Source organism: Chitinophaga sp. 22308 (genome assembly GCF_052045305.1).
Lineage (GTDB): Bacteria > Bacteroidota > Bacteroidia > Chitinophagales > Chitinophagaceae > Chitinophaga > Chitinophaga varians_A.
Map to the genome: position 1 here is coordinate 92,895 of NZ_JBQEOP010000009.1, position 11,942 is coordinate 104,836.

At 51.4% G+C, this 11,942-nt stretch carries 12 protein-coding genes; 3 read left to right on the top strand and 9 right to left on the bottom strand.

What is annotated here, in order from left to right:
- Positions 1-4 precede the first annotated feature (4 nt).
- The 5 genes from ACTJJS_RS30475 to ACTJJS_RS30495 form a co-directional block, all read right to left on the bottom strand.
- A complete protein-coding gene (locus ACTJJS_RS30475; protein ID WP_440667520.1) occupies positions 5-1,450 on the bottom strand; it encodes an MFS transporter in 1,446 nt (481 codons plus the stop codon).
- A gap of 84 nt (positions 1,451-1,534) precedes the next feature.
- On the bottom strand, positions 1,535-2,356 hold the full coding sequence (locus tag ACTJJS_RS30480; protein WP_440667522.1) for a helix-turn-helix domain-containing protein: 822 nt from the start codon (positions 2,354-2,356) through the stop codon (positions 1,535-1,537).
- Between the two features lie 68 nt (positions 2,357-2,424).
- Positions 2,425-2,805, bottom strand: a complete 381-nt coding sequence (locus tag ACTJJS_RS30485) for a YybH family protein (RefSeq protein WP_440667524.1) — start codon at positions 2,803-2,805, stop codon at positions 2,425-2,427.
- 19 nt (positions 2,806-2,824) lie between these two features.
- Complete coding sequence (locus ACTJJS_RS30490) at positions 2,825-3,598, bottom strand: isocitrate lyase/PEP mutase family protein (protein WP_440667526.1); 774 nt, start codon at positions 3,596-3,598, stop codon at positions 2,825-2,827.
- Positions 3,599-3,688: 90 nt separating this feature from the next.
- A complete protein-coding gene (locus ACTJJS_RS30495) occupies positions 3,689-4,504 on the bottom strand; it encodes a DUF6597 domain-containing transcriptional factor (protein WP_440667528.1) in 816 nt (271 codons plus the stop codon).
- A 133-nt stretch (positions 4,505-4,637) separates the two neighbouring features.
- Between ACTJJS_RS30495 and ACTJJS_RS30500 the strand changes: the two genes are divergently transcribed.
- Positions 4,638-5,081 (top strand): nuclear transport factor 2 family protein, encoded by a 444-nt coding sequence (locus ACTJJS_RS30500; protein ID WP_440667529.1) that lies wholly within the window; start codon positions 4,638-4,640, stop codon positions 5,079-5,081.
- Between the two features lie 69 nt (positions 5,082-5,150).
- Here the strand turns inward: ACTJJS_RS30500 and ACTJJS_RS30505 are convergent, their stop codons facing one another.
- Entirely contained in the window at positions 5,151-7,754 is a 2,604-nt protein-coding gene (locus tag ACTJJS_RS30505; protein WP_440667531.1) for a DUF7133 domain-containing protein, read from the bottom strand.
- A 93-nt stretch (positions 7,755-7,847) separates the two neighbouring features.
- Positions 7,848-9,218 carry a S41 family peptidase gene (locus tag ACTJJS_RS30510; protein WP_440667533.1) on the bottom strand — a complete coding sequence of 457 codons (1,371 nt, stop codon included), beginning with the start codon at positions 9,216-9,218 and terminating at the stop codon, positions 7,848-7,850.
- A gap of 90 nt (positions 9,219-9,308) precedes the next feature.
- Between ACTJJS_RS30510 and ACTJJS_RS30515 the strand changes: the two genes are divergently transcribed.
- Entirely contained in the window at positions 9,309-9,791 is a 483-nt protein-coding gene (locus ACTJJS_RS30515) for a hypothetical protein (RefSeq protein WP_440667534.1), read from the top strand.
- Positions 9,792-9,819: 28 nt separating this feature from the next.
- On the opposite strand, the gene ACTJJS_RS30520 is transcribed toward ACTJJS_RS30515, so the two are convergent.
- Together ACTJJS_RS30520 and ACTJJS_RS30525 are read right to left on the bottom strand one after the other, a co-directional pair.
- The gene (locus ACTJJS_RS30520) at positions 9,820-10,392 is read right to left on the bottom strand and encodes a dihydrofolate reductase family protein (protein WP_440667536.1); all 573 of its coding nucleotides are present in this window, start codon (positions 10,390-10,392) and stop codon (positions 9,820-9,822) included.
- 23 nt (positions 10,393-10,415) lie between these two features.
- Positions 10,416-10,838, bottom strand: a complete 423-nt coding sequence (locus ACTJJS_RS30525; RefSeq protein WP_440667538.1) for a VOC family protein — start codon at positions 10,836-10,838, stop codon at positions 10,416-10,418.
- Between the two features lie 117 nt (positions 10,839-10,955).
- Between ACTJJS_RS30525 and ACTJJS_RS30530 the strand changes: the two genes are divergently transcribed.
- A complete protein-coding gene (locus tag ACTJJS_RS30530; protein ID WP_440667539.1) occupies positions 10,956-11,936 on the top strand; it encodes a GlxA family transcriptional regulator in 981 nt (326 codons plus the stop codon).
- The last annotated feature ends 6 nt before the right edge of the window (positions 11,937-11,942 follow it).

Here is an 11,942-nt window from a genome sequence, read left to right on the forward strand (position 1 = left end):
TGATCTATGCTATCTCCGCCATCTCTCGTGCTGCTACAGTGGTTTTCTTCACACCCATTTTCGTGAGCAGCATTATTGCCGCTACCGCAGGTGGAACAATAAAACAACCATACAACCAGGTAGCCGCATTGATGGCGCCCGCAACGCCGCCCGGGTGCGTCATGCCGCCGGCATTGGCAATAAGGCCGGACAGCGCCGCGCCAAAAGTCATGGCCATCAGCTGAACGGTCGTAATAGATGTGGACGTCAGTTCAATTTCGTTGGGTGGTGCCAGTGAGAACACCCTAACCACCAGGTGAGGCCATGGCAATCCTATACCGGCGCCGATCAGCAGTAGGGAAACGCAGAGGCCTGCCAGCACATAGGTACTATACGCCATACCGGAAAGCCAGGCCACTCCCGCCAGTCCGGCGCTCATCAGCAAAGCGCCGATGAGCGCCAGTTTCATCACTGCCGCGGAGTTCACACCGGAGAAAGCCATAGAAGCGGCAGACCATCCCAATGCCACCAGCACTGTCAGGTAGCCGGCTTCCAATGCGGTGAAGCCGTGTATGGTCTGTTCGAAATAAGGAATAAATATCTCTACCGCTGCCACCAGTGCCAGCAGTACAATCACCAGGTATACCATGCCCAGCGGAGAAGACAGGCGGTAAGCGCCGGAAGGTAACAATCTCACCTTGCTGCCCCTCTCCGATCTCACCAACAACACAATCAGCAACAGCGCAGCCAGCAGGCCAGCCAGATTATACACCAGGCTTTCCATGACGCTGCCCACGGACACTGCCAGTGCAGATAATAATAACAACAGCAGTTTCCCTACAGGGACCGGTGTTTTAGCGCCTGCCGCATGTTTGGCGGGCAAGATAAATTCGGTGAACACCAATAGCAAGATACCGATGACCAGGATAACGGCAAAGGCTGTACGCCAATTGCCATATTCGGCAAAGATGCCGCCGACAAAGGGACCGACAAAGGCGCCTACGCCCCACATGCCCGATACCAGCGCCATGGCCTTGGCCCACAGCCGTGATTCAAAAATGATCCGGATCATGCCATAGGAAAGCGCGAACAGCAGTCCGCCCCCCAGCCCCTGCACGGCTCTTGCCATCAATAGTACGTACATCGTTGGCGCCGCCATAGAAATAATTGCTCCCGCCACAAAAAGCAGGATGGCCCAGCGATAAGCCTTCCGGGGGCCGCTGACCGATAAGAAACGGGCCGACACCACCGACCCGATAATAGAGGCCACCACGAATATGGTAGTATTCCAGGCGTAATAAGCTAACCCACCTATCTCCCGGACAATAGAAGGCATAATGGTGGCCACAATATAAATGTTGGTCACATGCAGTAAAACGCCCAAAGCCAGCGCAATGGCTTTATATTTATTATTCTCCGCAAACAAATCGGCCCAACCGGCATTTGTCGCTGTCTGTTCTTTTGTGTCCATACTGTGTATATTCAGATTTGTCCACAAAAGTCGGCCGTTTTTCAGGCGGCATCAATCTCCAAACAGCGGAAAGAATAGCCAATTTTACGGAAGTTGCCGGTATTCCTTAGGAGTAAGCCCGGTTTTCAGTTTAAAGAAGCGGGTGAAATGGGAAGCACTGTCAAATTTAAAATAGCCGGCCGCCTCTTTTACAGACAAAGCGCTGTATTTCAGCTGGTACTGCATTTCGAGCAACAACCTTTCATGAATTATTTCCAGGGCGGTCTTACCGGTTTCCTCTTTGACCGTTTCGCTGAGATGTTTGGCCGTAACGCCCAGCAGCACCGCATATTCAGCGATGGTGCGTAATTCCAGGAACTGTTCTTCCACCAGTTTTTTAAACTGGAAAGTAAGCTGGTACTGCCGGTTCATATTCTTGCGAAACCGCAGCAGGCAGTATTCGCAGGCCCTGTTATAGTCATAGAGCAGTTCTGTGAGGACCAGGCGTATCACCTCAAAATGAAACGGCCGGGTGCCGTCATACTCTTCGGCGAGCGTCTTAAACTTGCGGTGTACGCCGGGAAGCGCATTATCCTCCAGTTCAAATACCGGCGGGTATTCCGGATGCAGGTACAGCAGCTCGTCAATGACCTGTTCCCTGATATGGCTTTTGTACAAAAAACTTTGGGTAAACAGCAGCTGTTGCGTGGCAAAATCCGGCGTGATCCGGTCTACCGAAAAGATCTGTTTCGGCGATATAATCGCCATATGGCCAGGGGCCAGTGTAAACCGGTGATACCCTACCGTGACGTCCATCTCACCACGCAAACCCAGCATCAGCGTGTAATAATCGTTCTTCACCGGCTGACCGGCTTTCAGGCATTCATTATTTTTCAGCAATACAAATTCGGCATCGTTGGACAGCATAGCTTCACCGGTTTCAAAATAACCAAATTTACGGATTCTGTTGTTTTAAAACCAGTGAAGCTTTGAGGTTATGCCTTCAGTGTGTCCAGCGCGCCGAAAGCGTGGTCTATCACCACTTTCCAGGAGCCGTCCGCCTGACGCCGCATCACCTCTATTCCTTTGGCGCTGACCTTCACTTCGTCACCGTCGGTGATGTTCCATTCAGAGCGGCCTACTGCCACATCGCCGGTCTGCAGGCAATACACTGTTTTAATCTCCATCGTTCCTTTCACGGCCATAATGGCCTTTACGGCTTCTTCAAACTGCTGCCTGCCGGATGCTACTTTCCCCGGCTCCGGCACAATGATGCCGTTGTAATCATAAATAGTAAACACCTGGTTGATGTCGCCGGTGTTAAAAGCTGCCGCCAGCGCGGCATGCACGTCTTCTGCGTTTCTGGGTAAATGCATGTCTGGATTTTTAATGTGTTTAGATAAAAAGAGGATCAAAACTACCTTCGGTGGTGATGGCTTCTGACAGCTCACCGATGGTGTCATATACTTTATTGTAGAGGAAAGGTCCCATACTGACGCGTTTTACGCCGAGCTTTTCCAGTGTGCCCAGGGCAGGCAGGCCAGGCATACACATCACGTTGAGCGGCAAATTGGTTTGACTGACCACCGCTGCGATCGCCGCTTCTTCCATTATACAAGGCAGGAAAATACCATCGGCACCCGCTGTTTCGTATAACCGCAACCGTTGTTCCGTTTCAGTTTCCTTATTGGCCACATTCAGTAAATAGGTATCACTGCGGACATTGAGAAAGAGCGCAGCGCCAGCGGCAGCCAGCCTGTTACGGAGATGTTCGACAGTGGCCGCAAATGCTGTCGCCTCCTGTAATACACGGCCTTTACTCCCGATAGTGGAGTCTTCGAGATTGATGCCCGCCACGCCGGCTTCCAGCAACCGGGAGATATTAGCGTAGATCGCCTCCGGGGAATGGCCGTAGCCCATTTCAATATCCACGGACAAGGGTATACGCAGTACGGCCATGATGCGGCGTACCATAAACAGGTAGTCGCCGAAAGGCATCCCTTCCCCGTCTTCGTAGCCCAGGCTTGCTGCCACTGCCGCGCTGGACGTGGCCACCGCCGGGAAACCTTTTTCCTGGAAACGACGGGCGCTCTCCGGGTTCCATACGTTGGGCAGCAGTAATAAATTCTCCTGATGCAGTGCTTTGAATACATTAAACATGGATGACATGGTCATTCGTTTGAAATGAATAAATGTTGTTTGTTGACAACACAAAACTACTGCAGCGGGAAAGCGTGAAATTGTACAGATCGGAACAGCTTAACTGTTGGACGCCGCCAGCGTCACAGGCGACTGGTCGGGCATATAACCGGAAGGGGTATGACCGGTAAAGGATTTGAATTCGCGGATAAAATGGGACTGGTCAAAATAACCACAATCATAGGCAATGGCCGTCAGCGGTGCTTCATTTCTGATCACCAGCTGCAAACTGTTTTGAAAGCGATGAATTTTGCTGTACAGCTTGGGCGTAAGACCGGTATATTGTACAAATAGTTTCTGCAGGTAACGGGCAGTAATGCCATAGCGGGCGGCCACGTTCTCTATATTATCAAAAAAGCCTGGCTGGCGGATTTCATGCATTACGCTGTCCAGCATGCTCACTTTAGTATGCCTTTTTTCAGACCACAACAGCCGTTGCCACAGAAAGTCCTCCAGCAACAGCAGTCGTTCCCGCCAGGCGGGTGTTTCCTGCAAACGTGCATGCAATGCTGACACCTCCTTGCCAAATACCTCGCGGAAGTCGCTGACCTGGTCGTTGAAGAGATCTACTTTATCGGGGAAAAAGAATGCGGCGGCATGGGGAAAAAAACGAACGCCCAGCATCGTGTTACGGCCTTCGGAACGCACCGGCAGCGGTTTGGTGATCTGGCCCCACAGCTCCACCGGCGGCGTGGTATTAAACCCTGTGCCGTTGTCAGTCAGCCAGTGGCCGGTGCCCAAATTAAAGATGATTTCCATGTTGCCGCTGGGAAAAACGGTATCTTCAAATGCTGTGGCAGCATCTGATTCATAAGTGTAATAACACTTTACATACTGTTTCAGCCTGTCACCCGGCCTTATTTCCTTGTATTCCATGGCTGTTGCTGGTACCGGAAGGTACGACAAATCCGGTCCGGGGTCAAAAATATAACCCTTTGATTGATCATAATTGTACAAAACGGAACAAAAAAACTCTACTTTCACACCCTCTTCTTTCAAACAAGCAACTATGGAAACATCCAACATCCTTCCTGTCATACAAGCGGTGTTTAAAGGCGCCGACGCCCGGGACTGGGCTTTAGCAGAACGTTCATTTGCACCCGAAGTGGTATATGACTATACCTCCATGGCCGGCGGACAACCGCTTACCCTTACTGCTGCCGCTATTATCGGTATGTGGAAACAGTTTTTGCCCGGCTTCGATAAAACCGAGCACCGGATCTCCGATTTTAAGATCGCCGCAGAAGGCGATGCCGTGGCGGTGCAATTCAATGGTCATGCCACGCACGTGATCGACCAGGCGGTATGGATAGTAGAAGGCACCTATGAAACCAGGCTGGTACAGACAGGTGACCGATGGCAGCTTACCTTCTTCAAATTCAACCTGCAACGCCAGGAAGGCGACCTGCAACTGCCGGCGCTGGCGCAACAACGCGCAGCACAAGGACAGTAATATCACAACAAGGGGGCCGACCTTTCCGGCCAGCCCCCTTGTATGGTAGTAACAACTGATTGTAATAGTTTATTTCTTTTGTTGTGACAGGAAGTTGACCAGTGACGCAAATTCCTCGTATGATAACGCATTGGCCAGGCCTGTCGGCATCATAGACGTTTTCATTTCCTTACGGCTGAGAATATCCGCTGTTTTCACTGTATACACTTCGCCGGCAATGTCTCTCATCACCACTTTGGTGGCGGTTTCTTCCGTAATGAAGCCAACGTAGGTTTTATTTCCCTTAGCCGTCACCGTTACCGTGGCAAAGCCCTGGGAGATAGATGCATTGGGCTTCAGGATGGATTCTGCGATACGTTCGCGGTTCATGATGGAACCGATCTGTCCCATAAACGGCCCTTTCATCTTTTCTTCCCTGGTAAGGCTGTGACAGGCCACGCAGCCCTGGTTGACGAACAGTATCTTTCCTTTGGCAGGATCGCCTTTTATCTGTTTCACCGCCAGGAGGACGTCTTCGATAGATGATTTACCCACCTGTCCTTTTTTGCTTTTTATTTTTTCCAGGTCGACTTTAGGTTCTTTTGCAGCAACAGCCTCTGTTTTCTTCAGCGGTGCAAAAGCGGCTATCTCCATTCTGTGGCGGGCATCCAGCTCACGGAACTGCTCCATGCGTGCCGGATCGGCTTTCAGGGCTTCCTTCTTTAGGAATTTCTCTATCACCGGTGACCCTGCCCACAGCACAGCTTTGTAGTACGGGCCATGTGAATCCGGGCGGGTGCCCCACCACCAGGACGCATCGTATGCAGCCTCTTTTTTATACAGGCGGGCCAGGGTGGTCAGTATCTGTTTTTTCAGTTTTATGTCTTTTGAGTGCTGATAGGCAGCGATTAAGCCGTTCACCGCTTTTTCATCATGCATATAACGCAAAGCCCATAAGGCCAGCGCCGGATTGGGGCCGTTTATTGCTGACACGGCCGCATCTACGGCGTTCAGTTCCACCAGCGCCCGCACGGCGAGGTGCGGCAATACAATAGCTGCATTAGGTGTAGCATGCGGCCCTTCCTTGTCTTTCGCCGGTGCCACAAATGACGCGGGCACTTTGGTTTGCAACAAAGCTGTAGCCGCGTCCATGCGGCCGAGACGGCCCAGTCCCACTATCGCCGCAGCGCGAACGCGGGGCGATGCGTCCTGCAGGCCATCCAGGAAAGGTTGCTCCGGCACGTCCGCCAGCAGGCCTTTACGATCGGCCAGCGCTCTTAATGCATGTTCCTTCATCGCCGCATCTTTGGTCAATTCCACTAAAGCGGGGATACCATTTTTGCCCGTTGCCTGCGCATAGGTATACAGACCGGCTACGCGGGCATACAATGGCTGCTGTGCATCAGATGCGATCTTCAACGCAGCGGCAATTCCCTGCTGATCATTCCGTTGCAGCAATTCGCGGGAGGCGCTTAACCGGGCCACCGCACTGGCTGACTTCAGCATGCCGATCAGCTCATCCACTGAGGCTTTGGCCGGGTCGGGAAATGCTTTATAAGTCCAGTTGTTTGGCACGGCACGCACCACAAAGCCGATGGTATCGCTGCCGGAGTAACCGGCGCCATCCCATGCGGAAAGGTAAAGCCTGCCTGACCCGTCAACATCCAGGTCGGTAATTTGCGGCAGCGCTATAAAATCTTCTTCTTTTTGTGTGAAGGTAGGCCCGTCGGGCGTTACCCGGTGAATATACAGCATGCTCCTGCCCCAATCGGCCATCATGGGAACATTGTTGTATTTCTCAGGCCAGCCTGGTTCGGCCATGAACAGGGCGCCGGTACCGGAACCGCCACCAAGGTCCGCCAGGGCAGGTATTATTTCATCTGTAAAATGCTGGAACAACACCGGGTATCCATATTCGCCGGACTGAAGGTGGTGCGAGAAACGTACGTTCCATCCACCGCCGTCGTTGGTATTTTCTCTTGTGAAGACATTCATGTAGGGATCGATGGCCACGTCATACACATTGCGTGTGCCATGGGTGAACACTTCCATTTCCGTGCCGTCGGGGCGCACTCTCACGATCCCGCCACCCAGCATGGTCAGTTTCTTGCCGGAACGGTCTGTGGCATCATGGAAGCCAAAGTCGCCCACCGCGATATAGATCCAGCCATCAATACCCATGCGGATACCATTGGTGGCGTGGTCTGTTCCTCTTTCCTGGATATATTTGGTGTTGCTGAGATGTTCAATAAGCGGCTTCGGGGGGCCGTCGGCCTTTCCATCGCCATCTTTATCTTCAAACACTACGAGGGCCATCCCCGTGGCTTTCCCTGTTTCTTTGGAAAAAGTGGTGTGCAATACAAATACCTGGTTGCCCATGACGATAATGCCACGGGGATTGTCAACATCGGCAAAATCCGTATGCTCATCCATTTTGCCGTCATTGTCCTTGTCTACCAGCTTCAATATCCGGCCTTTCCCCGGATCTTTGCCGAGAGAGCCAATCATGTCTACGCCGACAAACACCTCGCCTGTGGGCGCCACCGCCAGGCAGGCCGGACTGGGTGTAATAGCAGGACCGGAAAATTTTGTAATAGCTAATTCAGCAGGCGTGGTTTGCGCGTATCCTGAAAACGGCTTTGCTGCGATGAGCGCTGTAAGGGAACAGGCCAACGCGACTGGAAATCTCGTCATTGTTAACTGCTTGTGTAATAGTGGAATTTTAATTTTATTAGCCGGTCAAGATATAAAAAAGTTTTTCTTATCGTGGAATTATTATTTGAAAGGCTAATGAACGGTTTTTAACAGATACTCCAACACCGGGTCTTTATCCCACACCTTATCCTGTAACTGTGGCTTCATCGCCACATCCGGCAGTACCGGCCCGTTTTTAGTTCTGTTACAATCGGCGCCATGGCTCAGTGACGTGGTGGATTGTATCCTGATGCCGCTGTTTGGGAGCACTATCGGGAACGCCTCTCCGAAATCTATCACATTTTCACCCGCAGGTTCCCCGAGGATAGTGCCCAGTCCGTAGACCTTCACCACGTCGGCCATGGCCATGGCGCTGGAGAAAGTAAAGGCGCCTGTGATGAAATATACCTTTCCGTCGAACACGGTGTCTCTTTTAAAAGGGCTCGCCTTCGGGATGCAGTCTTCGCTTTCCCACACCGTGCCGTTGGCATGTTGCAGATAACTGTCGGTGGTATCCCCTCCTGCTATCAGCATGTCTTTATAAGGCTGGCTGATTTTCCAGCTTTTACGTCCCCAGGAGTATTTTTTACGGGTGATATAGCTAAACAACAGATCAGCCAGCAGGGTATTGCCACCGCTGTTTTGCCGGAGGTCGATCACCAGGTGACGGATGCCGGCTGTTTTGAATTCGCGGAAACAGCTGTCCAGGAAGGTACGGAAAGCATTCACATTACCGCTCAGGCTTCTGACATCGATGTAACCCAGTTTGTTGTTCAGTAAACGGTACGTATACGGCTGTGCGATATGCGGCATGGTGGCGGTAAGCGCCTGTCTGAACGGTACTCCGGCAGATATGACAGTGCTACCGGTCAGGCCCTTGTTGTCTTTGTAACTTAGTACAAAAGGAGGTTGTATCCCCTTTAAAAACAGGAAGTAACTCAACAAACGGCTGGACGCTTCTTCCCGGAAAGATGGCAACCCGGCCATTCCACTCAATATTTCTTCGTAAAGGGCGTCCATTTTCCGGCCATTAATATCGGTGATCTCTGCGCCTGCCGGAACACCCAGGTCGGCGGCCAGTTTAGCGGGAATATATATCCGGTGTTTATCCTGCGCCAGTTTATACGGGAAGAACTGGTCTTTTTTCAGCTCATCTCTGAAAAAGGGTTGCCCCAGTTGCGGCGTACTGTGCGCATCCCCCAGCAGTGCCGTAATACGGTAGAATGTCCACACCAGATCACGGGTATGGATGGAATCTCCGATGGAGCGTTTAATCTTGTCTACGCCGGCGTTGTAGTCTTTTTGGGAGACATGCATAAACGGCGCGTAGTGTGAAGCCTGTAACGTGCGCGTGTATTCATCGATATCTGCGATAGCCTGCCGGCGTGACAGCGTCGACTGCGCCTGGCTGATATTTGTCCCCAGCAGGAGAGTCAATGGGAATATCCAGTTCTTAACATTCATGTAGCCGTTATTGTTAGGTATCAAGGCTGGACAATATACACAATTTTGCCTCGGAATTCGTTACTTTGTGGCTCCTATATGCCTGATACCATGGAACAACAACAGACCATTTTTGACAAGAGTTTTGACGAAGTTCATACCTTGCGCCGGCGCCAGCTGATGCAACCGTGGCTGAAATTATACACCTGGATGACTATCGGCTTCGGCCTGCTTTTTTCCTTCCTGATTTTTTTGGAGTCCATTAAAGCCTTCAAGAACTTCCCACAAGACAACGCCGGCTATCTGGTCGGTTTCGTCATTGTGGGCTTCATTATTCTGGCGATATACGTGGCGCCTGCCGTCCTGATATGGCTTGAAGTCAAATGGGCCATCTGGTTCAATATTATTCTTGCTGTTTTCTGGGTGGTTACTATCGGGGGAGCAACGATCATGTCCGGCACAGAAAATCTGTATGTAGGTGTCACTATCATCTATTTTATTCCCTTCTGGGCGGGACTGTTCCCGCTGCGGCGCAGATGGAGCAAAGAAGCGATATCCGGCCGGACGCTCCGGAAACTGCGGGGACAGCTTTAAACCTGCCGCCCGTGCAGGTTTAAAGCCTCTATTTAATCACTTCATAATGTGCGCCGATCACACCCGACTTCAGTTGTTTTGAACGGAGCATTTTCAGTTTCACCGGTGATTTCAGGTCTTCAAACATCCGGGTGCCGGCACCCAGTACAATGGGCTGAATCGTCAGCTGCAATTCGTCGATCAGGCCAAGGTCCGCGAAAGACTGGGCCAGGCCAGGACTGCCAAATATTACAAGATCTTTCCCCGGCGTGGCTTTCAGCTTTTGCACTTCTTCGGTGATGTTGTCTTTGATCAGCCTGGTATTGTTCCATTCTGCCTTTTCCATGGTGGTGGAGAACACCACTTTGGGAATATCTTGTACCCATTGGGCGTGTTTCAGACTACGCGCATTCTGTGTCTCCGGTTTTTCCAGCACGGTAGGCCAGTAACCGGCCATCATGTCGTAAGTGGTACGCCCGTACAGTGGCATGCCTACTGAGTCTACAATGGCATCGGCGTATTCCTGTAATTCCTGGTCATAGCTGATCCAGCCCAGGCCGCCGTTTTCGTCGCACACATAATTATCGATCGAAACGTGCATGAACAATACTACTTTTCTCATTTTTTCAGGTTTTTGTGGTTTAACTATTTTTTTGGATAGATGTGATTACAGGTAAGTAGCCAATGGTGGCCGTATTTGTCCGTGAGCACCCCAAACAGGCCTCCCGAGATGGTGTCCTGCAGCGGATGACAGGCCACCCCGCCGGCAGACAGTTTCCGGTAACAGTCCCTCGTTTCCTTTTCACCCCGGCAATGCAATAATAACGAAACTGCGTTGCCTTTGATCAACCCCTCCTCACCTACCATATCAGAGCCTGTCAGCACCAGTTCACCGCTCACCAGCGTAGCCTGCACCACCGCGTCCCTGAACGGTTCAGGCAATACTGCCGCCCCTTCCGCTTCTGCCACCGTCCGAAAGCTCAGGTCACCGCCCAGACATTCCCGGTAAAAGCTCATCGCCTCGCGGCAATTACCATCGAAGGTGAGATATGCGCTAATTTGTATCATTTTCCTATTTTTGGTGACAACACAAAACTACTCCGCCGCGAAAAGATCTACGGCAGGGTTTCACGACAATTGAGAAAGGCGAAAACGACAACACCGTTTATGACAACAGCTAACCGTATGAAACACATTTCAATTCTGATACCCAGAGGCCAAAGCAGCCTGGTAAATATCGAAGGAAGCCTGCAAATACTGTCAGAGGTCAATGTCATCCGTGCCACCAGAGGCGAAGCGCCACTGTTCAATATCCAGCTGGTAGGACTTTCTCCCAATACCAGCCAGCGTAACGGACGGTTCACCATCAACCCGGACGCGTTAATCGACGAGGTACATCAGACAGACCTGATCATTATTCCTTCCCTGCAGGGCGACCAGCAGCGGGCCGCGGAAATGAACCAGGAATTTATTCCGTGGATACTGGAACAGCGTAAACAGGGTGCTGAAATTGCCTGTCTTTGTATAGGCGCCTTTTTCCTGGCAGCCACCGGCCTGCTGGACAACCGACCCTGCACCACCCACTGGCAACTGGCAGGACAGTTCTCCCGGATGTTCCCCGATGCTAAAATGGTGCCTTCCCAGCTGATCACTGACGAAGACGGCATCTATACCAGCGGCGGCGCTTTTGCCTACCTCAATCTGCTGGTATATCTTATTGAGAAATATGCCGGCCGGGAAATGGCCATCGACATCGCTAAAGGATTCCTCATTGATATAGACAGAAAGAGCCAGTCGCCCTTTATTATTTTTGAAGGACAAAAAGCCCATGACGACCAGGAAATCAAAATGGCGCAGGAGTTCATCGAACAAAACTATCCCGAAAAAATCACCATCGATTTTCTGGCCAATAAATTTGCTATCGGCCGGCGCAACTTTGAACGCCGGTTCCAGAAATCCACCAACAATACGGTCAATGAATATGTGCAACGGGTAAAGGTGGAAGCCGCCAAACGCAGGCTGGAAACCACCCGCAAGAACGTCAGCGAAGTCATGTACGAAGTAGGTTATACCGATACCCAGAGCTTCCGGGAGATATTCAAACGACTGACCGGTTTAACGCCTGTAGAGTATCGCAACAAGTACAACGAAACCGCTATTGCATAATCATCT